Here is a 24,069-nt window from a genome sequence, read left to right on the forward strand (position 1 = left end):
CCCTATCCTTCGTGATTGTCGGCGATGAAACGGTCGAGAAGCGCCACGCCGTAGCCGGTTGCGCCCTTGTCGAAGAGATGGCTCGCCTTGTTCGCCCAAGCCATGCCGGCAATATCGAGATGCGCCCATTTCACGCCGGTCTCGACGAAACGACCCAGAAAGCAGGCTGCCGTGATCGATCCGGCTTCGCGACCGCCGATATTCTTCATGTCGGCGATCGGCGACTCGATCATCTTGTCATAGACATCGCCCATCGGCATCCGCCAGAGCCGGTCCCCGGTCGTCCTGCCGGCCTCGGCCAGGCCTGCCGCCAGCATATCATCGTTCGAGAACATGCCAGCATATTCGGACCCGAGCGAAATCACCATCGCTCCGGTGAGTGTGGCCAGGTCGATCACGATCTCGGGATTATAGTGGCGCTGCGCCCAGGTGATTGCATCGCACAAGACGAGGCGCCCTTCAGCATCCGTATTTATGACCTCGATCGTCTGACCGGACATCGATGTGACCACATCGCCCGGCCGTTGCGCCTTGCCATCGGGCATATTTTCGACGAGGCCGCAAATCCCAACCACGTTCGCCTTCGCCTTGCGGCCGGCCAGAGCGAGCATCGCGCCGGCGACAGCTGCCGCGCCGCCCATGTCCCACTTCATGGATTCCATACCTGCCGCCGGCTTGATGGAAATACCGCCCGTGTCGAAAGTGACGCCCTTGCCGACGAACGCCACTGGCTTCCGCTTCGGATCGCCGCCATTCCAGCGCATGGCGAGCAGTCGAGGCGGCTGGGCAGAGCCGAGCGAGACGCCAAGCAAGGCGTGCATGCCGAGATCACGCATGGCCGCCTCGTCGAGTATCTCGAATTCGATGCCGACACCCTTCATCGCCGCCTGGCATCGCTCGACGAAGCTGGTCGGGTAGATGACGTTGGCTGGCTCCGTCACCAATGTGCGGCAGAGGGAAATGCCCGCGAGAAGGGCCGCTTTGTCCCTCCATGCGTCGTCCGCTCCCCTCCCGCCGCCGACGATCACCACCTCATCGAGGGTTGGCTTCGCCTTGGCACCGAGCTTGGTACGATAAATGTCGTAACGCCAGCTCCGCGCGGCCGCCCCGAAGGCAATCCGGGCCGCGGCTTCGCCGTCGAGCCCCAGACCGCTCACGTCCACGACCAGCTTGACTTCGCCAGAGGTCAGCAAGCGGGCCGATAAGGCCCCACCGACCCGTTCGAACAAGGCCTCGTCGTCGCGCTTGCCACCCAGGCCGATCAGCAGAAGACGGCGGGCAATGTTGCCCTCGGCGACGAAAGTCTCGGCGATGGTAGCGAGTTCGCGTTCAAAGCGCTGCGCCTCGGCGGCGCGCGCGGCCAGTGTCCGGCTGGATTCGTCCAGTTCCCCGAGGCGGTCAGCAAGCATGTCCTCACCCCAGACGGGAATGGCCAGCGCATAGGCACCGCTCGGTCGTTTATCGGCAAAGCTGATTTTCAAGGGAAAGCTCCTGACAAGACTTGCTAGTCCTCTAGGGTTCGTGAGCCCTGCCCGCAACGGTCTCGGGCGACTTTGCACAGAGCATTCACGCCTCCTTCTCACTCCCAACGGTTCCGGCCGAGGGGCCAGCCGTGGCTTCCGGCATTGCGGCGCAGGCTTTCCGGTGCGATAGGCTCGGCGGTCGCGCTTGCTTGGCGGCGGGGATTGTGAAGAAGCTTCAAACCATCTGTCTGACGGCCCTGCCTCTTTTTCTGTGCCTTTCCTCGGCGGGATGGGCGCAGGAAGGACAAGGACAGGCACCCGCTGCGGAGCAAGCCATAGAAGGCCGCGAGATCGCGTTCAGCACCGATCAGCTCAGCTACGACAGCGAGGCCGAGGTCGTAACCGCGACCGGCGACGTCCGTATGGCTACCGAGGGCAATAATCTTCGTGCGGATCGCCTGGTCTGGAATCGGATCAGCGGCGAGGTCCGCGCCGAAGGCCGCGTAAGGATCGTGACGCCGCAGGGCGACAAGGCCTACGGCGATGTTATGACGCTTACCGACACGCTGCGCGATGGCGCGATCCGGAACCTCCTGCTCGTGCTCGAGGATGGCGGGCGGCTCGCTGCCGAGCAGGCGGAGCGCAAGGATGGCTATACGACATTGTACAGGGCAGCCTATTCGCCATGCGCGGTCGTCAACGAGGATGGCTGCCCAAAGAACCCGACTTGGCAGATCACGGCGGTAAAGGTGGTGCACGATCCAAACCGCAACCGCATCCGCTACGAAGGCGCCAGCCTCAATCTGTTCGGCATGCCGATCATGTCGCTTCCCTGGCTCTCACATCCCGACGGATCCGGCGGTGGAGGTACCGGCCTTCTCGTTCCGGAGATCAGAATAAGCCAGAGCAACGGCGTCGAACTGACGGTACCCTATTATTTCAAGCTGGCGCCGAACATGGATGCGACGGTCGCGCCCCACATTTATTCGGACGTGCTGCCGGCCGTGGAGGCGCGATTCCGTCACTTGACCGGCAAGGGCGCCTATCAGATCGGTGCCTTCGTCACCCATGGCGAGCACATACCGCTCGCGTCGTCCACTGCCGTTCCGGAGCGCGGCGTTCGCGCCTACCTCGAAGGCAGCGGCCGTTTCCAGCTCAGCCCGGCCTGGAGCATCACCGCCTCTGGACGATATGTCACCGACAAGACATTCCTCAGGCGCTACGATATCTCCCGAGACACGCGGCTGCGTTCCGTCGTCGAAGCTGAGCGTATAGACCGGGACAGCTATATTTCGATCGCCGGCTGGGGATTTCAGGGTCTCAGGGCCACCGACATAGCCGGTCAGCAGCCGATCGCCCTGCCCGCGATCGATGCCCGCTGGCGCCTCGATGACCCGTTCTGGGACGGCAGGATCGAGCTCCAGGCCAACAGCCTCGCCATCCTGCGCACGGAAGGGCAGGACTCGCAGCGCGCATTCGCGGCGGCACGATGGGAACGGAGGGGTATTACACGGCTCGGCCAGGAATTGATCCTCACGGCTTACGCCCGCGGCGATCTCTACCACACCAGCGATGTCGAGCTTACCGACATACCCGCCTATCGTGGGGAGGAAGGCTGGCATAGCCGGGGCATCGCTGCGCTCGCGGCGGAAATGCGGTGGCCGCTGGTCGGGGCCTTTTTGGGAGGTACGCAGAGACTAACCCCCCGCGTCCAGATCGTCGCTTCCCCACCGACCGAAAATCTCGATATCCCCAACGAGGACGCACGGTCGGTAGACCTCGAGGATTCGAACCTTTTCGCGCTGAACCGCTTCCCCGGCTATGACCGGTGGGAGGATGGCAATCGCATAACATATGGCCTGGATTGGAGCGCCGATCTGCCGGGCGTGTCGATACGCACCACCGTCGGCCAGAGCTACCGGCTGACCCGCAAGCCGAGCATCTTGCCGCAGGGAACCGGACTGTCCGATCGCCTGTCGGACTTCGTCGGCCGCACGACCGTGAAGTTCGGCCGGAAATTCAGTCTCGTCCATCGTTTCCGGCTGGACCAGGATAGTTTTGCAGTCAGGCGCAATGAAGCCGACATCGTCGTCGGCGGCCGTCAGACATATGCCACTATCGGCTACCTCCGCCTGAACCGCGATATCGACCTTTCGAACGAGGATCTTCGCGATCGAGAGGAAATCAGGCTTGGCGGCCGCGTGAAATTCGCCAATTACTGGTCGATCTTCGGATCGACCGTGATCGATCTCACCAGCGGCCGGGAAGATCCATTTTCGCTGGAGGACGGATATGAGCCGGTTCGACATCGGCTCGGCATCGGCTATGATGACGATTGTATCGAGCTTGGCCTAACCTGGCGGCGCGACTATGAGACCAACGGCGACTTTCGGCGGGGCAACATCTTCCTGTTCCGGGTGGCGCTCAAGAATCTCGGCCGCTAAGCTGTGGTTCAGCAACGATAGTGCATGCTAGCAGCCTGCTTTTACTGGAGGAATGATGAAGCTCGGCACTTTTTCTAGGGCGGCGCTTGTGCTCGCCGGCTCGATTGCCGCCGTCGCCGTCGCTCAGACCGCGGACGAGGGTGCGCAGCCCCAGCTTTCGATTCCCGACAATGTCGAGTTCCTGGCTCCCGACAATGCCGGCGTCCGCAAGGCGACCGCGATCGTCAACGGCGACGTCATCACGGGCACTGATGTCGACCAGCGCGTCGCTCTCATCGTGCTCGCCAATGAAGGCCGCATCCCTGCCGAGGAAATGCAGCGACTGCGGGCCCAGGTGCTAAGGAACCTGGTCGATGAGACATTGCAGATCCAGGCGGCCGCGGCCGAGGACATCAAGATCGAACCGCGCGAAATCGATACGCTTTTCGGCCGATACGCACAGAGCTTCAACCGTACGCCTCAGGATTTCGTCGCATATTTGAAGTCGGTCGGGTCCTCCGAGCGATCTTTCAAACGGCAGATCCATGCGCAGATCGCATGGAACCGCCTCCAGGGACGGCGGATCGAGCCCTTCGTCAATGTCGCCGAGGAGGAAGTGCGTGCGGTGATCGACCGCTTGAACGCTGCCAAGGGCACGCAGGAATATAAGATCGGTGAAATCTTCCTCTCCGCCACGCCGGAAACAGCCGCCGAGACGAGGGCTAATGCCGACCGCATCGTCCAACAGATCCGAAACGGCGCTTCCTTCTTCGCTTATGCGCGGCAATTTTCGGAAGCTTCCACAGCTGCCGTCGGCGGAGATCTCGGCTGGGTTCGCGCGGCGCAATTGCCCGAACAGCTCGCCGCGACCGCCCAGGCCCTCTCGGTTGGGCAGGTGAGCGATCCGGTTGCGATTCCGGGCGGCTATTCGATCGTGGCGCTCCAGGACACGCGGCAGGTGCTTACGGCGGATCCGCGCGACGCGATCCTTAGCCTGAAACAGGTGTCGATAAGCTTCCCGCCAGGCACGCCGCGCAATGCGGCGGAGGAAAAGTTGCAGGCGCTCAGCAAGCTTGGCCAGGAAATGGGTGGCTGCGGTCGCGCCGAAGCTGCGGCTGCCACGATCGGGGCCGAAGTCTTGTCCAACGATCAGATGCGCGTGCGTGACCTGCCGCCGCCCTTGCAGGAGGTGCTGCTGAAGCTCAGCATCGGCCAGTCCACCCCACCGTTCGGATCGGTCGAAGACGGCGTACGCATTCTCGTCCTGTGCGGCCGCGATGATCCTCAGCAGATGGCTGGCGCATCGTTCGAAAAGGAATATGCCCGGATGACCGAGGAAAGGGTCAACCGTCGCGCAATGCGCTATCTTCGCGATTTGCGCCGGGATGCCGTGGTGGATTATCGTTAGGAGCAGATGAATTGTCGACTTCTCTGGCCGTGGCGCTGGGCGATCCGGCCGGGATCGGGCCCGAGATCGTCGCCAAGGCTTGGGAAAGCCGGCAGTCAGACAATCTGGCTCCCTTCTTCGCTGTTGGCGACAAAGCCGGTATCGAAGCGGTTTGGCGAGGCCCGATCCAGGTCATCGCCGATCCGGCGGAAGCCTCCTCTCGCTTCGCTCATGCTCTCCCACTGATCCAGATCGACAGCGGCGATGAGGTGGTTCCCGGCAAGCCGACGCTGGAGGGTGCCCGCAACTCGCTGGACGCACTGGAGCTCGCAGTCGGCCTGACCCGGTCGGGCGCAGCGTCGGGATTGGTGACGGGGCCCGTCTCCAAGGCTCAGCTCTATGCGATCGGATTCGCGCATCCGGGCCAGACTGAATTCGTAGCCGAACGTTGCGGCGTGGCCAGCGACATGGTGGCGATGATGCTTGCCGGGCCGACACTGCGCACGGTCCCCGTCACTGGCCACATCCCTTACCGGGACGTGCCTGAATATCTGACCACGGAGTTGATCATTGCCAAGGGACGCGCGACCATCAGAGGTCTGCGCCGTCTGTTCGGCATCGATCGGCCGCGTATCGCAGTCGCCGGACTCAACCCGCATGCGGGCGAAAGCGGCGCGCTGGGACGGGAGGAAATCGACATCGTGGTCCCGGCCATCGAACGGCTTCGTGAGGAGCAAGCGGATGTGACCGGCCCTCATCCCGCCGACACGATGTTCCATCCACGCGCCCGCAGCGCCTATGATGTGGCGCTTTGCCTCTACCACGATCAGGCCCTGGTTCCTCTCAAGGCGCTTCACTTCGACGACGGCGTCAACACGACGCTGGGCCTGCCCATCATCCGCACCTCGCCCGACCACGGCACCGCCTTCGCCCTCGCCGGCCAAAACGAGGCGCATCCTGGCGCGATGATGGCGGCACTGACGATGGCAGCCGCCTGCGCCCGTCGCCTCGGTCAGGCGTGAAGCCACTGCCACCGTTGCGCAAGGTGATTGCGCAACACGGGCTCAGCGCGTCGAAAGCCCTCGGCCAGAATTTCCTGCTCGACGGCCAGCTCCTGGCACGGATCGCGCGCGTTCCGGGCGACCTCAACGGAGAAAGGGTGTACGAGGTCGGCCCAGGCCCGGGTGGCCTCACGCGTGCTCTGCTGGAAGCAGGCGCCAAGGTCGTGGCGGTCGAGCGAGACCGCCGCTGCTATCCACCTCTCCACGAATTGGCAGCTGTCTCGGACGGACGGCTTCGCCTGATCGAAGGCGACGCGATGAACGTCGACGAGGCGGCGGAAGCAGGGGTCGGCGCGCATATCGTGGCCAATCTGCCTTATAATGTCGGAACTGCCCTTCTCGTCCGCTGGCTGAGCGGCGAGGCTTGGCCGCCCTGGTGGAAATCGCTTACCCTGATGTTTCAGCAGGAGGTGGCGCAACGGATCGTCGCCAGCCCGGACAGCGCAGCTTATGGTCGTCTCGCCGTTCTCGCACAGTGGCGCAGCCTGCCGCGGCTGGCCATGAAGGTGCACCGCTCCGCCTTCGTGCCGCCGCCCAAGGTGATGTCGGCCGTCGTCCATATCCAGCCGAAGCCCGCGCCATCAGGAGTTTCCCCGGCGACTATGGCACGCGTCACGGCATCCGCATTCGGCCAGCGGCGCAAGATGCTTCGTCGAAGCCTGCAGTCAGTGCCGGGCGCGCTTTCCGCCTTGGAACGCCTCGGGATCGATGCGGAACGCCGTGCCGAAACGCTCACGGTCGAGGAATATGTCGCCCTCGCCCGCATGCTGGACGGGTCGAATTCAAATCAGGATACCGAGTCTTGATGGCTCCAGAGCAGACGGCGTTGGAGTTCGATCGGCGTGACCGGCCCAGGGCCAATCTTTAATTGTTCTTGGCGGGCTTCGGCGGTTCGGGCGCACGAGCGGTGATCACCTCGGGCGGCGGGCCCTTGGCGATCGCCGCGGAGAGAGTAGCGGCCTGCGGACAGGGATTGCTGCAAACCGTCTTGAGCTTCTCGAGATTGCGCTTGGCCCGCTCGACGGCGCCGCGCTGCACCATTGCCTCGCCCTGACCAGCAAGCACGCTTGCGTCGTTAGGTTCAAGCTTCAGCGCCTCGAAATAGAATTTTATCGCCTTGCCGGGAAGTTCCTGTGCTTGGGCGACACGCGCAAGGCCGACATAGGCGCCACGATTCTTGGGATCGATCGCCAGCGCGCTTTCGAGCGAATCGATGGCATCGGAATAGCGCCCTGCAGCGGTCAGCGCCTGAGCCTGCTGCGTGAGCGCCAGCGATCGCGGATCGATCTGATCATCTGGGCGCTGACCATGGCCGGCGCTCGCCATCGTTGCCAATGCGATGGCGGCAGAAAGGGCTATGGGCATGAGGCGCATCAATATCTCCATATGTATCGGCAATGGCTTAGCATGGCGCTTGCCACCGTGCGACGAAAAAGCCGTCCGTGCCGTCATGGCCCGGCGTCAATAGTCGGCCCGGACCCGCGCCACGCCCCCCCGCAATAGGAACAGGCCCAGAAACCCAGGATGAACGGCGGCACGAAAAAGCCTCAGCCTGGCCCCGACCTTCTTCGTCGAGCACGGAGCAAACCGCATAGACGAGATAACCCCCAGGGCGAACGAGATCCGTGGCCAGGTCGAGAAGCCGTGCCTGAAGCGCGACAAGGCGTTGCAGCCGGTCCGGTGTGAGCCGCCAGCGGGTTTCCGGGTTTCGTCGCCAGGTGCCAGTTCCCGAACAAGGCGCGTCGATCAGCACCAGATCGGCTTGGCCCACCAGGTCCGCCGACGCTTCGCGCTCCCGGCCCGGATCGAAAAGCCTGGCTTCGACGATCTTCACGCCGGCCCGCTCGAGCCGGACCGGCAGCCGCGACAGTCGGCTCCGGTCGACGTCCGAGGCCAGGATCCGCCCCTGATTTTCCATTTCCGCCGCCAGGGCCAGGGTCTTTCCGCCTGCGCCCGCACAGAGATCGACGACAAGGTTGCCGGGCGCCGCTCCGCACGCCAGCGACAGCAATTGGCTGCCTTCATCCTGGACTTCCACCAGCCCCGATCGCCAAGCCTCGCTGTCTTCGATCGGGCTTCCTTCCGGTAGCCGCAGTCCCAGCGGTGAAAGGCTTGTCGTCACGGCCTCCGGAAAGGCCGCAAGCGCTTCCGGTCTCCCCCCTTTCAGCCGGTTGACGCGCAGATCCAGCGGCGCCCGGGCGAGCAAGGCCGCCAGTTCGGCATCATCCACCAAAGGGTCGAACCGTCCGGCCAGCCAGCCGGGTGCGGCCGACTGTTCGGCCCCCTTCTCTCCCACTGTTATGGTGGCCGGTCCATGCGGAGAGGCGTCGAACAGGGTGAGGATGTCATCATGCTCCTCGGCCAATCCAAGCAAAGCCTGCCGACCGGATTCCGGCCGGTCGCCGGATCGGCGGATCGCGCGGTAGACGAGGTCGCGTATGAAACGGCGGTCCTTGGAGCCGGCATAGCGCCGATCCTTGAAATAGCGGGCGATGATCTTGTCGGCGGCCGGACCGGCGTCCCGCGCGGCGGCGATGATTTCGTCCAGCAATTCGATCGCCGCCTGTGTCCGCGCGGCCGGCCTCATGATCTAGCGGGTCGGATAATTGGGCGCCTCGCGCGTGATCGACACGTCGTGGACATGACTTTCGCGAAGGCCGGCATTGGTGATGCGGATGAATTCGGCGCGCTGGAGATCCTTTATGGTGGCGGCGCCGGTATAACCCATCGCGGCTTTGACGCCTCCGACCAACTGGTGGATGACGTCGCGTGCATGCCCCTTATAGGGCACCTGCCCCTCAATGCCTTCCGGAACCAGCTTGAGCTGGTCCTTGATGTCCTGCTGGAAATAGCGGTCCGCCGATCCGCGGGCCATTGCGCCCACTGATCCCATGCCGCGATAGGATTTATAGGACCGGCCCTGATACAGGAACGTCTCGCCGGGCGCCTCTTCGGTTCCGGCCAGCAAAGACCCGATCATGACGGTGGAGGCGCCGGCGGCGAGCGCCTTGGCCACGTCTCCGCTCGTCCTCAAACCGCCGTCGGCGATCACCGGTATATTGCTCTTGGCGGCTTCGCCAGCTGCATCCAGAACCGCAGTGAGCTGCGGCACGCCGACTCCGGCGATCACCCGCGTAGTACAGATGGAGCCAGGTCCTATGCCGACCTTCACCGCATCGGCGCCGGCACCGATCAGGGCCTTTGCCGCTTCGGCAGTCGCCACGTTGCCGGCGACGATCTGGATCGCGTTGGAGCTCTTCTTGATCCGCTCCACCGCCGCTGCAACATTGCTGTTGTGGCCGTGCGCGGTGTCGATGACGATCAGGTCGCATTCCGCATCGATCAGGGCTTCGCTCCGCTCGAAACCGGCATCTCCCACGGTGGTGGCGGCCGCGACGCGGAGGCGACCGGTCGCATCCTTGGTCGCGTCCGGATAGGTCACCGCTTTCTCGATATCCTTGACGGTGATCAGGCCGATGCAGCGATTCTGATCGTCTACCACCAGCAATTTCTCGATGCGGCGCTGATGAAGTTGTCGCTTCGCCTCATCCTGGCTGACGCCGGGACCAACCGTGACCAGATTCTCACGCGTCATCAATTCGGACACAGGCTGTTTCGGATTTTCCGCGAACCGGACGTCGCGGTTGGTGAGGATGCCCAGCAGCCTGCCATCCCTTTGCGTGATCGGGATCCCGGAGATGCGATGCCTGGACATCAGTTCCAGCGCGTCGGCGAGCGTCTGGTCCGCCGTCATCGTGATCGGATTGACCACCATGCCGCTTTCGAAACGCTTGACTGCCCGGACTGCGGCAGCCTGCTCCTCGATGGTCAGGTTACGGTGCAGGACACCGATCCCGCCCAATTGGGCCATGACGATCGCCATATCCGCTTCTGTTACGGTGTCCATGGCGGACGATATGATCGGGATGTTGAGACCGATCGCCTGGGTCAGTCGTGTGCGGGTATCGGCCTGGCTTGGGAGCACGCTCGATTCCGCAGGCTTCAGCAGCACGTCGTCGAATGTGAGTCCCAGCGCTATGTCCATCATGTCCTCTGAATGGGGGATTCGGTCCCGCTCTATAGGAAGCGTTGCGCTGCTGCGCCAGCGCCCTCAGGCGCGCGCCTTCGCAAGCAGCTTTTGGGCCTGGGCGACATGCATGGCTTCGATCATCTCACCTTCGAAACGCTCGGCCCCTCCGGTGGCAGCCTCAATCAGTCGGCGGGCAGCCTCGATTTCCTCGGAATCGGCGCTGAAGATCCGGTTTGCGGCTTCGATCTGGTTCGGATGGATGAGAGATTTTCCGTCGAAGCCGAACAGCCGCCCTTCCTCGCATTCGGTGGCGAAGCCGTCGGGATCGTCCAGCTTGTTATAGACGCCGTCGAAGACCGCCACACCGGCGGCGCGCGCCGCGATCACCGCCATCTGGAGCGCTGTCGTCAGGGCCTGCCTGCTGCTGCCGCGCCGAAGCCCCAAGCTGGCACCAAGATCGTTGGTCCCAACGATGAGCCCGCTGGTCGCGGGGGCGATGCCGGCCGCCGCCAGCACTCCCGGCGCCGTTTCGATCATCGCCAAAACCGGCTTGCCGGTTCCGGCGGCCACCCGATCGACATCGTCCCGTCCGGCGGTGCGCGGCACGACGGCGAAAACCGCGGCGCTCCCTTTTACCGCTTCCAGGTCCCGATCCTGCCAAGCACCCGGCGAGTTCACGCGAATCGCGGTGACTGAAGAGCCGAAACCGCGGGCCGCAGCCTCCACCGCAGCGGTACGGGCCATCTCCTTGTCCACGGGTTTCACGGCATCCTCAAGGTCCAGAACCACCATATCGGCTCCGAGCGTCCGCGCCTTTTCGATCGCCCGTGGGTTGGAGGCCGGCAGAAAGAGAAGCGAACGGCAGAGGCTTAGGTCGTCGTGCGTCATGGTTTTCCGATTCTGCTTGGAAGGGGGTCAACTTGTCTACATTATAGCCGAATTGGTCGAGGGAGGGCGGGATGACGTTACCAATATTGCTCGTAGTCGCGGTGGTGGTGCTTTACCTTTTCTCGAGCGTGAAGGTGGTCCGTCAAGGATATCACTACACGATCGAGCATTTCGGGCGATTCACAGCGGTCGCCCGCCCAGGCCTGAATTTCTATCCCGCATTTTTCTATCGCGTCGGCCGCAAGGTGAACATGATGGAGCAGGTGCTCGATATTCCCGGTCAGGAGATCATCACCAAGGACAATGCGATGATCGCCGTCGACGGCGTGGTCTTCTTCCAGGTGCTGGACGCGGCCAAGGGCGCCTATGAGGTTTCCGACCTCTACCTCGCGATCATGCAGCTCACTACGACGAACCTGCGCACCGTGATGGGCTCGATGGATCTGGACGAGACATTGTCAAAACGCGACGAGATCAATGCCCGGCTGCTGACGGTCGTCGACCAGGCGACGGAAGCCTGGGGCGTCAAGATCACCCGTGTCGAAGTGAAGGACATCCGCCCGCCCGCCGACATCGTCAATGCAATGGGACGGCAAATGAAGGCGGAGCGCGAAAAGCGCGCGTTGATCCTGGAATCGGAAGGCCTCCGCGCCTCCGAGATCCTGAAGGCGGAAGGCCAGAAGCAAGGCCAGATCCTGCAGGCGGAAGGGCGGCGCGAAGCAGCCTTTCGCGACGCCGAGGCGCGCGAACGCGAGGCCGAAGCGGAAGCCAAGGCGACCCAGGTGGTTTCCGATGCGATCGCCTCCGGCAACGCCCAGGCAATCAATTATTTCATCGCTCAGAAATATGTGGAGGCGGTGGGCCAGTTCGCGACATCGCCCAATGCCAAAACGATCCTGTTTCCGGTCGAGGCGACCCAGTTGATCGGCACGTTGGGCGGCATCGGGGAAATTGCGCGCGACGCCTTGAGCGCGCGCAGCCCGGTCGGGACGCCTCCGGCCCCGCCGGCACGCCGGCGTGGGCCATTTGAAGGGGCTGCGGAAGGGAATGACGGATGAACCCATCCGACTGGATCATGGAGCCGCATTGGTGGTGGCTGATTGCCGCCGCGCTGCTGGCATTTTCAGAATTGGTCCTGCCTGGCGTCTTTCTGGTCTGGTTGGCTGCCGCCGCCGGTATCACCGGCATGGTGTCGCTGCTGTTCGACCTGGATTTGCCATTCCAGCTGATCCTCTTCGCGCTCTTTTCGCTGGCATCGGTCTATGTGGGCCGTCGCTGGTATATCCGACACCCGGTTGCGAGCAGCGATCCATTGCTGAACGACCGCGCGGCGCGGCTGATCGGACAGACCGTGGTGGTAGTGGCAGCCTTCGAAAACGGCCGCGGCCGGGTGAAAGTGGGCGACAGCGTCTGGAATGCCAGCGGTCCCGATTGCGAGGAAGGGGCGAAAGTTCGGGTCACGGGGGCCGAGGGGAGCTGTCTCATCGTCGAGTCGACCGTAATACCGCCTCCCCAGCAGCCCGTTGAATAGGGAAGACGGGATGACCGAAGTGGACCGGCGACATTTTCTCACCGGGACGGCGTCCCTTGCCGCCCTGCCGATACTGCAAGGTTGCAGGAAGACGGAGCCCCCCGCCACTGTCACTGGCGACGCGGCGGTCGAGAAAATGCTTGCCGGCATGGCCGAGGAATTGCTGGTCGAATATCCCGAATCGGCCAGCGCCCTCGGTCTCGACAAGGACGCAAGGACCAAGCTCAAGTCCATGTTGAGCGACCGATCGCTGGCCGGGAATCGCAGGCGCGCTGCTTCGGCCGCGCGTCGCCTCGAAGAATTGAAGAAAGTCGACCGGAACGGCCTCAGTGCCGAGACAAGGATCGACCTGGGAGTAGCTCAGACGGCCCATGAGCTTGCGGCGGACGGATACCGATTCCCCTTCGGCGACATGGTCATGCTCAACCCGCAATTGTCCTACCGCAACGCGCCTTACGCCATGGCCCAGAATTTTGGGGCGTTCGTGGAAATACCCGACCTTCTCGACAGCGCCCACTCTATCGCCGCGCCTGCCGACGCCGAAGCCTATCTTCAGCGCATGCAAGCTTATGCTGCAGCGCTGGACGGGGAGACCGCGCGACTGGAGCATGATCGTGGCCTGGGCGTCGTCGCTCCTGCCTTCCTGCTGGACAAGACGCTGAGGCAGATGAAGGCCGCGCGCGCCGGTCCGGTCGCCGAATGGAGCGTCGTTACGTCGCTCACACGGCGCACCAGTGCGATCGGGAAGGACTTCCGACGCCCCGCCGAAACATTGACGGCAGAGAAGATCGCGCCCGCCATGGACCGGCAGATTGCCGAGCTGGAACGTCACCGGGCGGTCGCGACCCAGGATGCCGGTGCCTGGAAGCTGCCGGACGGCGAGGCTTATTATGCCTGGGCGCTGCGCGCGGCGACGACGTCCAACCGCACGCCCGAGGAGGTTCACCAGGTCGGCCTGGAACAGGTAAAGTCTCTTGCCGCCGAAATGGATCCGCTGCTGCGTGCCGAGGGCCTGACCAAGGGGACGGTCGGCCAACGGATGGCCGCTCTCGGCAAGGATCCGCGCTTCCTTTTTCCCAACGATGATACCGGACGGGCGCAGATCCTGGCTTATGTGAACGATCGGGTGGACGACATCCGCAAGCGCCTTCCACGCGCCTTTGCAACGCTCGTGCCGGGGCGCCTGGTGGTGAAGCGCGTGCCGCCGGAGATAGAAGCGGGCGCACCGGGCGGCTATGCGGCGGCCGGCGCGATCGACGGGTCCACGCCCGGCAATTATTATATCAACCTTCGGGACACGTCGATCTGGCCGAAATATGCCCTGCCGACCCTCACCTATCATGAGGGCCTTCCGGGTCATATCTGGCAGGGTGAATATACCTACAAGCTGCCGCTGATCCGTTCCCTTCTGGCGTTCAACGCTTATTCCGAAGGCTGGGCGCTATATGCCGAACAACTGGCGGACGAGCTTGGCGTCTATGAGGCGGATCCGATCGGACGCCTCGGCTATCTCCAGTCCATGTCGTTTCGTGCCTGTCGGCTCGTGGTGGACACAGGGCTTCATGCCAAGAGATGGACCCGTGATCAGGCCATCAAATGGTTTGCGGAGACCAACGGCTCAAGCCTTGAAGAGGTGTCGAGCGAGGTCGATCGCTATTGCGCCTGGCCGGGACAGGCCTGCGGTTACAAGGTCGGCCACAATGAGATCAACCGTCTGCGTCGCAAGGCGATCGACGCGATGGGCGGCCGCTACGACCTGCGAAGCTTCGACGATGCCGTCGTGGGCGGTGGCGCAGTGCCCATGACGCTGCTTGAAGGCGTGATCGACGCCTATATCGCATCGGGAAGAGGCTGAAGATCGGGCTCCACGCGGGAACGCCTCGCTTCGATCGAAACGAGGCGGTCCGGACTGTAGAAGCGTAGCGGCCAGTCGCGTCGGCCCTGGGGCGCCAGCAGCAGCCCGTTCACCTTGCCAGCCAGCGTCCGACGGGCATCGCAACGTGCCAGATGGAGCCGCACACCGGCGATGAAGCAGGCCGTCACCGTGTCATGATAGCCCTGATAATCGTCATTCACACCGCCGACGCTCTCGTTGAAGCGTCGGATCACGTCCGGCAGGTCCCGCTCCGGGACCAGGTCCGGCCGCTCCACGAGGATCCAGACGCAAGCGGCGAGATGCGCTTCGTGTGTCCATTCCGCCCGGCTGAAAGTGCAGGCCAACAGCCCTTCGCCGACATGGCGGATGGAAGCATCATCGGGAAACAGCCGCGGTTCGTGCCCTTTTTCCATATTTTCCGTCTCCCGGACTGGAGGCCAAAGAAAAAGGAGCGCATCGGCCGCCGCCGACGCGCTCCTCACGAAGAGTTTGGGTTGAGCGTCAGGCTGCCGTCGGTGCCGCTTCCTTCACGCCTTGATCGACATGATCGGCAAACTTCGCGAAATTGTCGATGAACAGGCCGACCAACTTTCTCGCGGCCGCATCATATTCATCCTTGTCCGCCCATGTGTCGCGCGGGTTGAGGATCGCCGGATCGACCCCCTCAACGCTGACAGGCACGTCGAAGCCGAAATAAGGATCCTTGCGGAACTCCGCATCGTTAAGGCTGCCGTCCAACGCTGCATTGAGCAAGGCGCGAGTCGCCTTGATCGGCATTCGCTTGCCGACGCCATATTTGCCTCCGGTCCAACCTGTGTTGACGAGCCAGCAGTCGACATTGCCCTTGGCGATCCGTTCCTTGAGTAGATTGCCGTAGACCGACGGGTGGCGGGGCATGAAGGGCGCCCCGAAACAGGTCGAGAATGTGGCTTCGGGTTCGGTCACGCCAATCTCCGTTCCAGCCACTTTCGCAGTATATCCGGATAGGAAATGGTACATGGCCTGATCCGGCGTCAGCTTCGCGATCGGCGGCAGGACCCCGAACGCATCGGCGGTCAGCATGACGATATTCTTTGGCACCGGCCCCATATTCTCGGCCGAACTGTTCGGAATGAACTCGATCGGATAGGCCCCGCGCGTATTCTCGGCGAGGCTGCTATCGTCCAGGTCGAGCGCGCGCGTGTCGGGATCGATCACGACATTTTCCAGCACCGTGCCGAACCGGCGGGTGGTCGCGTAGATTTCCGGCTCAGCCTCCTCGGACAAGCGGATCATCTTGGCATAACAGCCGCCCTCGAAATTGAAGACCGCCGTGTCCGACCAGCCATGTTCGTCATCGCCGATCAGGGTGCGGCTCGCATCTGCCGACAATGTCGTCTTGCCGGTCCCGGACAAGCCGAAGAAAACGGCGGTGTCGCCGTCCGGCCCGATATTTGCCGAACAATGCATCGGCATCACGCCCGCGGGCGGAAGCTTGTAATTCAGGAGACCGAACACCGATTTCTTCATCTCGCCGGCATAGGCAGTGCCGCCGATCAGGATCATCTTCTCACTGAGATTGACTGCGACGACCGTTCCCGAACGGGTGCCATGCCGCGCCGGATCGGCGGCGAAGCTCGGCAGGTCGATAATCGTATATTCCGGGTCGAAATCGGCCAGTTCGGCGGATTCGGGCCGCACCAGCAAGGTACGAATGAAGAGATTGTGCCAGGCAAGCTCATTGATCACCCGGACCCGCACGCGATACTCCGGCTGGGAGCCGCCATAAAGATCGGCCACGAACAAGGTCTCCCGCCGGGCGACCTCGGCCAGGAAATCCTCCTTGAGCGCCGCGAAATGCGCGGGCGTCATCGACTTGTTATTGTCCCACCAGATCGTGTCTTCGGTTTCGGCGTCGCGAACGATATACTTGTCCTGCGCCGATCGGCCCGTATGCTTCCCGGTCTCCACGACGAGAGGCCCGTCCTTCGCCAGCAGTCCCTCGCCGCGGCGGACCGATTGTTCGACCAGGGCCGGCGTCTGGAGGTTCCAGTGAATCTGTGCGGATGTTCCGATTCCCTGATCGGAAAGTCCGCGTGCCGGCACGCGATTGGCCACGTTTCTCACTCCCATATCAATGACTGAGAAGGCAGCGGGAAATCGCTGCTTCCATGTCCGGTCCGCATATCTGGAAGCCCCGTCCGCGTCAAAGGCTTGCCAATCCGACAGGATTGGCATTGGCGCCATTGGATCATCACATCCCGCGTTTGAACCTAGCGTCCCAAGCTTGTCAGGGATAAGGCTCGTCCTGGGCAGCGGAAGGCGAACGAATGGCGGCAGTGATCGCGCTGGTAGACGATGATCGCAACATCCTTACCTCCGTGTCGATCGCGCTCCAGGCGGAAGGATTCGTCACGCGCGTCTATTCGGACGGCGAGACGGCATTGAGGGCTCTCATCGACAACCCCCCGGATCTCGCCGTGCTCGACGTTAAGATGCCGCGCATGGACGGCATGGAATTGCTGCGGCGCCTGCGCGAGAAGAGCGCCCTTCCCGTCATCTTCCTGACGTCCAAGGACGAGGAATTGGACGAGGCTCTCGGCCTCGCCATGGGGGCAGACGACTATATCGCCAAACCTTTCTCCCAAAGACTGCTGATCGCCCGTATTCGTGCGATCCTTCGCCGCACGGAGCTTCGCGGCCTGCCCTCTGTCGCAGATTCCGAAGAGGAGGAAGCGCCCCAGATCGTTCGCGGACGACTTGCCATGGATCCGGCACGCCATCGGGTGGCTTGGGACGGCCACGATGTCACTTTGACCGTTACCGAATTCATGATTCTCGAAGCGCTGGCGCAGCGCCCTGGCGTGGTCAAGTCGCGCAACCAGCTGATGGACGTCGCGTACCACGACGACATCTATGTCGATGACCGGACCATCGACAGCCACATTAAGCGTCTTCGGCGCAAGTTCCGGGTCGTCGATGCCGATTTCAAGGCGATCGAGACGCTTTATGGTGTGGGCTATCGATTTGGAGAAGAGTGACGAAAGCCGCCTGGCACTTCGCTGGTCCGGTCGGTGGATGCTTCTCCACCGCATCCTGGCAATCAACATCTTCGCCCTCGCCATCCTTGCGGGAAGCATATTCTATCTGGACGGTTTCCGCGGCCGGTTGACCGCCAGCGAGGTCGCACAGGCGGGCACCGAGGTCCGTATCATCGCCGATTCGCTTGCCGTCGCCGAACCGCAGGAGCGCCAATATCTGATGTGGCGCCTCGGGCAGGACTCGATGGTCCGCTTGCGGGTCTACGGCCCCGACGGTGCGAAGAGAATGGACAGCTGGGAGGGAACTACCCCGACCTACGAGCTCAGGGATCCCAAGGCCGAACCATTTCGCAAGGATGTCGCTCGTCTCCTCGACCAGGGCTTCGACTGGATCGTCGGCGCGCCTGACCCGCCTCCATTGGCGGAGCCGGCACTGGACCGCCTCGATGCCTGGCCAGAAGCCCAGGCCGCGCTTCGCAAGCGCGAACCGGCGACGATGATTCGCCGGGCGCCGGAGGGAACGCCTTTCATCTCGGCGGCCGCACCTGTTGGCCGAGGCGATGAGGTGCTGCTGCTGACCAGCAATGCACGAGAAATAAGGACTGTGGTCCGGGACGAACGATCGACCTTGGGCGTGATCCTGCTTGTCACCATCATCGTTTCCATTCTGCTTTCTTTGTTCCTCGCGAGGACCATCGCGACCCCCCTGCGGCGGCTGGCGCGGGCTGCGCACCGCGTCCGGCTGGGACGCGACCGGGAAGTCGCCGTTCCACTCCTGCCGGCGCGGCGCGATGAGATCGGACTGCTCGCACGCGCTCTGCACGACATGACCCAGTCCCTGCGCGATCGGATCGACGCGACCGAGGCCTTTGCCGCCGATGTCACGCACGAGCTGAAGAACCCCCTCGCCTCGCTCCGCTCCGCAGTGGACAGTCTCGACCGTGTCGAAGACTCCGAGCTTCGCCACCAGTTGCTGGAGGTCGTCCGTAGCGACGTGGCGCGACTCGACCGGTTGATTGTCGACATTGCGGAAGTATCGCGCCTCGATGCCGAATTGTCGCGAACCCGGTTCGAGCCGGTCGATCTCGGCCATCTCGTCGAATCAATGCTGGAATCTTGGCGTAACCGGGCAGCGGATCGCAATGTGAGTATCGCCTTCGCCCGGCCACGGATCGGCAGCGCCGTCGTGATGGGCGATTGGTCGCGCCTGTCCCGCGCGGTCGACAATCTCATCGACAATGCCATTTCCTTCTCTCCGCCGGGTGGCCTCGTCGAGATCGCCGCGGCGCGTGTGGACCAAGAGGTATTTCTGAGCGTGGAGGATGAAGGACCGGGCGTACCGCGCCAAGCCCGTGAAGCGATATTCAACCGCTTCCATAGCGTCCGCCCGGACGAGGAAGCATTTGGCCGCCATTCCGGTCTCGGCCTTGCCATCGCCAAAGCGACCGTAGAAGGACATGGCGGCAGGATCCTGGCCGACGATCGTCATGATGGACGGACCGGCGCGCGCTTCGAAATGCGCTTCGGCGGACATCCAGCATGACGCCCGGAGAATCAATCCTGCTGCACGCCTCCTGCATCGCGATCGGCGGCCGCGGCGTGCTGATCTCTGGCCCATCGGGCAGCGGCAAATCGGATCTCGCTCTTCGGCTCATCGACCGCGGGGCCACCCTCGTCAGCGACGATTATGTGCTCGTCCACGCAAAGGGCGGCCGGCTCGTGGCCAGCGCACCGGAAAGGATCGCGGGGAAAATCGAGATACGCGGCTTGGGCCTGATCCACTTTCCCGCATTGGACGATGTCCCGGTCTGCCTGCTGGCGGACCTGGAGCGGCCGATCGAACGGCTGCCGGAGCCAGGCGAATGCACCATCGTCGCGGGGCTGTCCTTGCCTGTCGTGTCGATCCGCGCGCTTGAGGCGTCGGCACCGATCAAGCTAGAGATGGCGCTCATCGAATTTGGACTGAAGATCCTTTGAAAGCGGGTCCCGCCCCCCAACGCATCCTTCTGGTCACGGGCCTCTCCGGCGCCGGCAAGTCGACCGTGCTCAGGACGCTCGAGGATCTTGGCTGGGAGGTCGTGGACAATTTGCCGCTGTCTCTCCTCGAGCATCTCCTTTCGACGCCGCTCGCCAAGGGAAGCGCGCAGCGCCAGCGCCCGCTGGCCATCGGCATCGACAGCCGTACCCGCGATTTCGACGCGAAGCGGATCGTCGGCCAGATTCAGGCGCTTGCCAGTGCCGAAGACGTCCCGGTGGAAACGCTTTACCTCGAATGCGCAGGTTCCGAATTGTTGCGGCGTTATTCGGAGACGAGACGACGGCATCCGCTGGCACCCGACCGACCGGCCACCGACGGCATCGCTGCCGAGCGCGAGCTGATGGAGCCGCTTCGGCAATGGGCGGACCATGTCCTCGACACGACCGACACCGACTCCAATTCGCTCCAGCACCAGATCCGCAAACGGTTCGAAAGCCTGGATCAGGCGCCGATCCTCACCTTCATCTCATTCGGATTCGCACGCGGATTGCCGCGCAATGCCGACACGGTGTTCGATCTCCGTTTCCTCCGCAATCCGCACTGGAATCAGGTGCTGCGGCCACTGACCGGCCTCGACGAGGAGGTCGGTGACTATATCGCTGAGGATGCGACCTATGAGGAGGCACTCGGCAAGATCGAGGATCTGCTGCTCTTCCTCCTGCCCCGCTATCAGGCGGAAGGAAAATCCTATGTCTCGGTCGCATTCGGCTGTACAGGCGGGCGGCACCGCTCGGTCCATGTCGCCGAGCGGGTCGCCGCACGGTTGCGTGAGGCGGGATTCCCGCTCACCGTCGAGCACAGGGATCTCCGTTCGCGCCCTCGCGACGGTATCGAGGATCGACGGGGCGACGAGGGCGTTAATTCAAGGTGAATCGATGATCGGTTTGGTGTTGGTAACCCACGGCCGGCTTGCGGCCGAATTTGTGACGGCAATGGAGCATGTGGTCGGACCGCAGCAGCAGATCGAAGCTATCTGTATCGGTCCGGAAGATGACATGGAGGTACGTCGCAACGATATTTCCGACGCGATTGCACGCGCCGACGATGGCGCGGGTGTCATCATCCTCACCGATCTGTTCGGAGGGACGCCGTCCAACCTGGCAATATCTCTCATGAAAGCGGAAGGAATCGAGGTCATCGCCGGCGTCAATCTGCCGATGCTGATCCGCCTGGAGGGCGCGCGCAAGACGATGGACGTGAAGTCTGCGGTGGCGGCAGCCCGCGAAGCCGGCAGGAAATACATTTCGGTCGCCTCCGAAATACTGGGCGAGACCGTTTGAGCCTGGAGCCGAAAATCGCGAGCCGCACCGTCGAGGTCTTCAATAAGCGCGGCCTGCATGCCCGGGCGAGCGCGAAGTTCGTCACCATTGCCGCCGGACTCCCCGCAACGGTCGAAGTGGAGAAGGACGGCAGCAAGGTCTGCGGGACCTCGATCATGGGCCTGATGATGCTGGGCGCCGCGATGGGCGATAGCATCACCATCAGCGCCAAAGGCGACGGCGCGGAAGAAGCGGTGGCCCTGTTGGTCGAGCTCGTCGAGGGCCGCTTCGGCGAGGAATGAGCCGGCCCGTGTCCGATCACGCCATGATGGGAGTTGTGCCCTGCCCCGCCTGATCACCGCTTTCTCCAATCCGATCGTCAAGCAAGTCGGAAAGCTGCGGGAAAAGAAGCATCGCCGCCGCGAGGGCCTGTTCATCGCCGAAGGCCTGCGCATCCTGACCGAGGCACGCCAGCAAGGATATATTCCCGAGATCCTCTTCTTCAGCGCCGATGTCTCCCATCCGCTGCTGGACGAGCTCGTCGCCGAGACGGAAGCGGCGGGAGGCGACGTGATCGAGACCAATGCCGACATACTCCACAAACTGTCCGGCAAGGACAACCCGCAGACATTGCTGGGTGTCTATCCGGCATTCGACACTTCTCTCGATCGGATCGACCGCAGTCAGGCACCCCTCTGGATAGTTGCCCAGGCGCTCCGCGATCCGGGCAATCTCGGCACCATCCTAAGGACCGGTGACGCAGTCGGAGCCGGCGGACTGATCCTGGTCGACGATTGCGTGGATCCCTTTTCAGTCGAAGCCGTGCGTGCATCTATGGGCGCGCTTTTCACGCAACGGATCGCGACCTGCGCCTGGGACGCTTTCCTGGGCTGGTTGCGCGCCGGCGACGGCAGCCTGATCGGCACGAGCCTCGACGCGACGCAAGATTATCAGCAGCCGCGCTACACCGCGCCAGCCTTCGTCCTCGTGGGGAATGAGGCGCAAGGTCTGCCGGCCGCCTACGAGGCCGAATGCGATATCCTGGTGAAGATCCCCATGCTCGGCAAAGCCGACAGTCTCAATGCCGCCGTCGCGACCGCCGTGATGGCCTATGAGGTCATCAATCAGTGGCGCCGCTGAACCGACAAGTCTGCGAGCCTGGCTATTCCGCAGCCTCGGCGGTATCGCCCTTGCCGAGCTTGGTCAGGGCCCGCGGCGTCACGTCGATGACCGGCAACGGATCAATTTCCCTGGCACCGCCCGAGACTTCCAGGGTTTCGAACCTCTTGGCCTGGGTCATGACCTGGCTTTCAAGGCTGCCGACAAAGGCATTATAGGCTCCTGTCGCGAGCTCCAGGTTGCGCCCCAGCTTGATGACATGGCTTCCCATAGTCGCCAGTCGAGCGTGCAATTCCTTGCCGAGCCGGGCGATCTCGGCAGCTTCCTCAGCCAGCTTTTCCTGCCGCCACACGCTGGCCACCGTGCGGGCAATGGCAACGAGATTGGTAGGAGTCGCAAGTAGCACACGCCGCTCGAACGCCCATTCCCACAATCCGTCATCCTGCTCCAGCGCTGCAGTCAGGAAATGTTCTCCCGGAATATACATGACGACATAATCGGCCGCCTCGCCGAATTGCTGCCAATAATTCTTGCTGCCAAGCTGCATGGCATGATTTCGGATGGACTGGGCATGGGCCTTGAGATGGGCAGTTCGCACCGTCTCGTCCACCTCATGGTGGGCGTCGAGGAAAGCATTGAGCGAACATTTCGCGTCGATGATCAATTGGCGGCCGCCCGGCAGCCGGACGATGACGTCGGGCCGGAGGCGTCCGTCATCGGTATTCACTGAGACCTCGGACTGGAAATCGGCAAAAGGCGACAGGCCCGCCTGCTCGAGGACGTTGCGCAGGCTCTGCTCGCCCCAACGCCCCCTCGCCTTGGGACTCGACCGCAGCGCGTTGACAAGCTTGGCGGTTTCGTCCCGGACTTGGGTCTGGCCTGATCGCACCAGTTCGACCGCTTCGCGTAGACCCGCATATTGGTCCACGCGCTCTTTCTCCACTTTGCTGAGCCCATCCTCATAGCGCTTGAGCGTCGCTTCCACCGGCTGGAGCAAGGCCTTCAATTTTTCCTCGCTCTTCTCGCCGGCCTGGTTGAAGCGCGCATCGGCGCGTTCGAGGAAATGCTTCTGTGCCTCGCCGAGAAGCTTTCCGCCAATCTCGCTGAATTGCGCGGATAGCGCTTCGCGCGCTTCCCTCAATTCGGCAAGACGGAGCTCGAACGCCTTTTCCCGTTCTTCCTGGCTCGTCGACAGCCGCGCGCATTCGGCGCGCGCTTCGCCGCATTCGCGGCGAACCTCGTCCAGCTTGGCCTGCAGATCGGGCACCTGTTTTGCCCGTTCCTCGGCGACAGCGAGACCGGCGATTCCCCGGCGGCTGCCGAGATACCAACCAAGAAGGACACAAGCGCCCGCAAGCAGGGCCGAGAGGAGCAGAAAGAAAGGATCCATCATCTTTCCAAGAACCGGAACGAACCGCGAACCTAAAGCAGACGCCGCTTCGTCTCAAGCGGCTTTACGGAACCACTTCTCCACTTTTCCCGTTCCGCCTTGGTCCTGGAGGAAAAGCCTATGTCGATCGCCAAGATGATGGCGTCCCACCCCGACGCCGATGGAAATCTCAACGAACCGCTGGCGCTGGCCGTGCGTCATGCCATGTTCTGCTCCGTCATCTGCACAGCCTGCGCCGATGCTTGCCTCGCCGAGGAGCATGTCGAAAAGATGCGTCAATGCATCCGTACCTGCCTCGATTGCGCCGATATATGCGCGGCGACCGATCGGCTCGCCACCAGGCGCACCGGCAGCAACGGGATCTTGCTCCGTGAAATGCTCCAGCTCTGCATTACGGCTTGCGATATCTGCGCCGAGGAATGCGAACGGCACGATCACGATCATTGTCGGCGCTGCGCGGAAATGTGCCGGGAAACGGCCCGCGACTGCCGGGCCGCGATTGAGACCTCTTAATCCGGGAGCGCTGGCCGCTGAGTCCTTCCCGATGAATCAGCCGGGGACAGTCAGTGGATGCAATTCCATCT

Annotated in this window: 23 protein-coding genes; 15 read left to right on the forward strand and 8 right to left on the reverse strand. The window is 63.1% G+C overall.

Annotated features, from left to right (window positions below; translation table 11 throughout):
* Nucleotides 1-2 precede the first annotated feature (2 nt).
* On the reverse strand, nucleotides 3-1,481 hold the full coding sequence (locus RQX22_RS02015) for a leucyl aminopeptidase (RefSeq protein WP_315723161.1): 1,479 nt from the start codon (nucleotides 1,479-1,481) through the stop codon (nucleotides 3-5).
* A 206-nt stretch (nucleotides 1,482-1,687) separates the two neighbouring features.
* Between RQX22_RS02015 and RQX22_RS02020 the strand changes: the two genes are divergently transcribed.
* Genes RQX22_RS02020 through rsmA form a run of 4 tightly spaced genes read left to right on the forward strand, consistent with a single transcriptional unit; the run spans nucleotide 1,688 to nucleotide 7,140 of the window.
* Nucleotides 1,688-3,907: an LPS-assembly protein LptD gene (locus RQX22_RS02020; RefSeq protein ID WP_315723163.1), complete on the forward strand. Its 2,220-nt coding sequence runs from the start codon at nucleotides 1,688-1,690 to the stop codon at nucleotides 3,905-3,907.
* A 52-nt stretch (nucleotides 3,908-3,959) separates the two neighbouring features.
* Nucleotides 3,960-5,294, forward strand: coding sequence for a peptidylprolyl isomerase (locus RQX22_RS02025; RefSeq protein WP_315723165.1), 1,335 nt, complete (start codon nucleotides 3,960-3,962; stop codon nucleotides 5,292-5,294).
* 11 nt (nucleotides 5,295-5,305) lie between these two features.
* Complete coding sequence (gene pdxA / locus RQX22_RS02030) at nucleotides 5,306-6,295, forward strand: 4-hydroxythreonine-4-phosphate dehydrogenase PdxA (protein WP_315723167.1); 990 nt, start codon at nucleotides 5,306-5,308, stop codon at nucleotides 6,293-6,295.
* Nucleotides 6,296-6,318: 23 nt separating this feature from the next.
* On the forward strand, nucleotides 6,319-7,140 hold the full coding sequence (gene rsmA / locus RQX22_RS02035; RefSeq protein ID WP_315723169.1) for a 16S rRNA (adenine(1518)-N(6)/adenine(1519)-N(6))-dimethyltransferase RsmA: 822 nt from the start codon (nucleotides 6,319-6,321) through the stop codon (nucleotides 7,138-7,140).
* A 58-nt stretch (nucleotides 7,141-7,198) separates the two neighbouring features.
* Here the strand turns inward: rsmA and RQX22_RS02040 are convergent, their stop codons facing one another.
* The 4 genes from RQX22_RS02040 to RQX22_RS02055 form a co-directional block, all read right to left on the reverse strand.
* On the reverse strand, nucleotides 7,199-7,708 hold the full coding sequence (locus tag RQX22_RS02040; protein WP_315723171.1) for a tetratricopeptide repeat protein: 510 nt from the start codon (nucleotides 7,706-7,708) through the stop codon (nucleotides 7,199-7,201).
* Nucleotides 7,709-7,736: 28 nt separating this feature from the next.
* Nucleotides 7,737-8,921, reverse strand: coding sequence for an RsmB/NOP family class I SAM-dependent RNA methyltransferase (locus RQX22_RS02045; protein WP_315723173.1), 1,185 nt, complete (start codon nucleotides 8,919-8,921; stop codon nucleotides 7,737-7,739).
* A 3-nt stretch (nucleotides 8,922-8,924) separates the two neighbouring features.
* Entirely contained in the window at nucleotides 8,925-10,379 is a 1,455-nt protein-coding gene (gene guaB, locus RQX22_RS02050; protein ID WP_315723524.1) for an IMP dehydrogenase, read from the reverse strand.
* A 66-nt stretch (nucleotides 10,380-10,445) separates the two neighbouring features.
* Nucleotides 10,446-11,252 carry an HpcH/HpaI aldolase/citrate lyase family protein gene (locus RQX22_RS02055; RefSeq protein WP_315723175.1) on the reverse strand — a complete coding sequence of 269 codons (807 nt, stop codon included), beginning with the start codon at nucleotides 11,250-11,252 and terminating at the stop codon, nucleotides 10,446-10,448.
* 71 nt (nucleotides 11,253-11,323) lie between these two features.
* Between RQX22_RS02055 and RQX22_RS02060 the strand changes: the two genes are divergently transcribed.
* Genes RQX22_RS02060 through RQX22_RS02070 form a run of 3 tightly spaced genes read left to right on the forward strand, consistent with a single transcriptional unit; the run spans nucleotide 11,324 to nucleotide 14,638 of the window.
* Entirely contained in the window at nucleotides 11,324-12,310 is a 987-nt protein-coding gene (locus tag RQX22_RS02060) for an SPFH domain-containing protein (RefSeq protein ID WP_315723177.1), read from the forward strand.
* Complete coding sequence (locus RQX22_RS02065) at nucleotides 12,307-12,783, forward strand: NfeD family protein (RefSeq protein WP_315723179.1); 477 nt, start codon at nucleotides 12,307-12,309, stop codon at nucleotides 12,781-12,783. Before RQX22_RS02060 ends, RQX22_RS02065 begins: the two co-directional genes overlap by 4 nt.
* A 10-nt stretch (nucleotides 12,784-12,793) precedes the next feature.
* On the forward strand, nucleotides 12,794-14,638 hold the full coding sequence (locus RQX22_RS02070) for a DUF885 domain-containing protein (RefSeq protein ID WP_315723181.1): 1,845 nt from the start codon (nucleotides 12,794-12,796) through the stop codon (nucleotides 14,636-14,638).
* On the opposite strand, the gene RQX22_RS02075 is transcribed toward RQX22_RS02070, so the two are convergent.
* Together RQX22_RS02075 and RQX22_RS02080 are read right to left on the reverse strand one after the other, a co-directional pair.
* Nucleotides 14,614-15,072: a hypothetical protein gene (locus RQX22_RS02075; protein ID WP_315723182.1), complete on the reverse strand. Its 459-nt coding sequence runs from the start codon at nucleotides 15,070-15,072 to the stop codon at nucleotides 14,614-14,616. The genes RQX22_RS02070 and RQX22_RS02075 overlap by 25 nt on opposite strands.
* An 88-nt stretch (nucleotides 15,073-15,160) precedes the next feature.
* Nucleotides 15,161-16,771, reverse strand: a complete 1,611-nt coding sequence (locus tag RQX22_RS02080) for a phosphoenolpyruvate carboxykinase (RefSeq protein WP_410001580.1) — start codon at nucleotides 16,769-16,771, stop codon at nucleotides 15,161-15,163.
* 197 nt (nucleotides 16,772-16,968) lie between these two features.
* Here RQX22_RS02080 and RQX22_RS02085 point away from each other — a divergent pair, with 197 nt between their 5' ends.
* The 7 genes from RQX22_RS02085 to RQX22_RS02115 are packed head-to-tail and all read left to right on the forward strand — an operon-like array spanning nucleotide 16,969 to nucleotide 22,116.
* Nucleotides 16,969-17,679, forward strand: a complete 711-nt coding sequence (locus RQX22_RS02085) for a response regulator transcription factor (RefSeq protein ID WP_315723186.1) — start codon at nucleotides 16,969-16,971, stop codon at nucleotides 17,677-17,679.
* Nucleotides 17,648-19,222: a sensor histidine kinase gene (locus tag RQX22_RS02090; protein WP_315723188.1), complete on the forward strand. Its 1,575-nt coding sequence runs from the start codon at nucleotides 17,648-17,650 to the stop codon at nucleotides 19,220-19,222. The genes RQX22_RS02085 and RQX22_RS02090 overlap by 32 nt, the downstream gene beginning before the upstream one ends.
* The gene (locus RQX22_RS02095; RefSeq protein ID WP_315723190.1) at nucleotides 19,219-19,656 is read left to right on the forward strand and encodes an HPr kinase/phosphorylase; all 438 of its coding nucleotides are present in this window, start codon (nucleotides 19,219-19,221) and stop codon (nucleotides 19,654-19,656) included. Before RQX22_RS02090 ends, RQX22_RS02095 begins: the two co-directional genes overlap by 4 nt.
* On the forward strand, nucleotides 19,653-20,588 hold the full coding sequence (gene rapZ, locus RQX22_RS02100) for an RNase adapter RapZ (RefSeq protein WP_315723192.1): 936 nt from the start codon (nucleotides 19,653-19,655) through the stop codon (nucleotides 20,586-20,588). The genes RQX22_RS02095 and rapZ overlap by 4 nt, the downstream gene beginning before the upstream one ends.
* Nucleotides 20,589-20,592: 4 nt before the next feature.
* Nucleotides 20,593-20,997, forward strand: a complete 405-nt coding sequence (locus RQX22_RS02105) for a PTS sugar transporter subunit IIA (protein ID WP_315723194.1) — start codon at nucleotides 20,593-20,595, stop codon at nucleotides 20,995-20,997.
* Entirely contained in the window at nucleotides 20,994-21,278 is a 285-nt protein-coding gene (locus tag RQX22_RS02110) for an HPr family phosphocarrier protein (RefSeq protein ID WP_410001581.1), read from the forward strand. Before RQX22_RS02105 ends, RQX22_RS02110 begins: the two co-directional genes overlap by 4 nt.
* Before the next feature lie 40 nt (nucleotides 21,279-21,318).
* Nucleotides 21,319-22,116: a TrmH family RNA methyltransferase gene (locus tag RQX22_RS02115; protein ID WP_315723527.1), complete on the forward strand. Its 798-nt coding sequence runs from the start codon at nucleotides 21,319-21,321 to the stop codon at nucleotides 22,114-22,116.
* 22 nt (nucleotides 22,117-22,138) lie between these two features.
* Here RQX22_RS02115 and rmuC read toward each other — a convergent pair whose 3' ends face one another.
* Nucleotides 22,139-23,485 carry a DNA recombination protein RmuC gene (gene rmuC / locus RQX22_RS02120; protein ID WP_410001587.1) on the reverse strand — a complete coding sequence of 449 codons (1,347 nt, stop codon included), beginning with the start codon at nucleotides 23,483-23,485 and terminating at the stop codon, nucleotides 22,139-22,141.
* Nucleotides 23,486-23,755: 270 nt separating this feature from the next.
* Between rmuC and RQX22_RS02125 the strand changes: the two genes are divergently transcribed.
* Nucleotides 23,756-23,998: a four-helix bundle copper-binding protein gene (locus tag RQX22_RS02125; protein ID WP_315723528.1), complete on the forward strand. Its 243-nt coding sequence runs from the start codon at nucleotides 23,756-23,758 to the stop codon at nucleotides 23,996-23,998.
* Nucleotides 23,999-24,069 lie beyond the last annotated feature (71 nt).

Origin of the sequence: Sphingosinicella rhizophila, from assembly GCF_032378825.1 — a bacterium.
Taxonomy (GTDB): Bacteria; Pseudomonadota; Alphaproteobacteria; order Sphingomonadales; family Sphingomonadaceae; genus Allosphingosinicella; species Allosphingosinicella rhizophila.

Excerpts from the sequence above, each read along its gene's own strand:
- RQX22_RS02095 (WP_315723190.1), top strand. The coding sequence starts at position 19,219 with ATGACGCCCGGAGAATCAATCCTGCTGCACGCCTCCTGCATCGCGATC.
- RQX22_RS02045 (WP_315723173.1), bottom strand. The coding sequence starts at position 8,921 with ATGAGGCCGGCCGCGCGGACACAGGCGGCGATCGAATTGCTGGACGAA.
- RQX22_RS02085 (WP_315723186.1), top strand. The coding sequence starts at position 16,969 with ATGGCGGCAGTGATCGCGCTGGTAGACGATGATCGCAACATCCTTACC.
- RQX22_RS02075 (WP_315723182.1), bottom strand. The coding sequence starts at position 15,072 with ATGGAAAAAGGGCACGAACCGCGGCTGTTTCCCGATGATGCTTCCATC.
- RQX22_RS02090 (WP_315723188.1), top strand. The coding sequence starts at position 17,648 with ATGGTGTGGGCTATCGATTTGGAGAAGAGTGACGAAAGCCGCCTGGCA.
- RQX22_RS02055 (WP_315723175.1), bottom strand. The coding sequence starts at position 11,252 with ATGACGCACGACGACCTAAGCCTCTGCCGTTCGCTTCTCTTTCTGCCG.
- RQX22_RS02070 (WP_315723181.1), top strand. The coding sequence starts at position 12,794 with ATGACCGAAGTGGACCGGCGACATTTTCTCACCGGGACGGCGTCCCTT.
- RQX22_RS02025 (WP_315723165.1), top strand. The coding sequence starts at position 3,960 with ATGATGAAGCTCGGCACTTTTTCTAGGGCGGCGCTTGTGCTCGCCGGC.
- RQX22_RS02080 (WP_410001580.1), bottom strand. The coding sequence starts at position 16,771 with ATGGGAGTGAGAAACGTGGCCAATCGCGTGCCGGCACGCGGACTTTCC.
- rmuC (WP_410001587.1), bottom strand. The coding sequence starts at position 23,485 with ATGGATCCTTTCTTTCTGCTCCTCTCGGCCCTGCTTGCGGGCGCTTGT.
- RQX22_RS02060 (WP_315723177.1), top strand. The coding sequence starts at position 11,324 with ATGACGTTACCAATATTGCTCGTAGTCGCGGTGGTGGTGCTTTACCTT.
- RQX22_RS02125 (WP_315723528.1), top strand. The coding sequence starts at position 23,756 with ATGCGTCAATGCATCCGTACCTGCCTCGATTGCGCCGATATATGCGCG.
- RQX22_RS02065 (WP_315723179.1), top strand. The coding sequence starts at position 12,307 with ATGAACCCATCCGACTGGATCATGGAGCCGCATTGGTGGTGGCTGATT.
- guaB (WP_315723524.1), bottom strand. The coding sequence starts at position 10,379 with ATGGACATAGCGCTGGGACTCACATTCGACGACGTGCTGCTGAAGCCT.
- RQX22_RS02040 (WP_315723171.1), bottom strand. The coding sequence starts at position 7,708 with ATGCGCCTCATGCCCATAGCCCTTTCTGCCGCCATCGCATTGGCAACG.
- RQX22_RS02105 (WP_315723194.1), top strand. The coding sequence starts at position 20,593 with ATGATCGGTTTGGTGTTGGTAACCCACGGCCGGCTTGCGGCCGAATTT.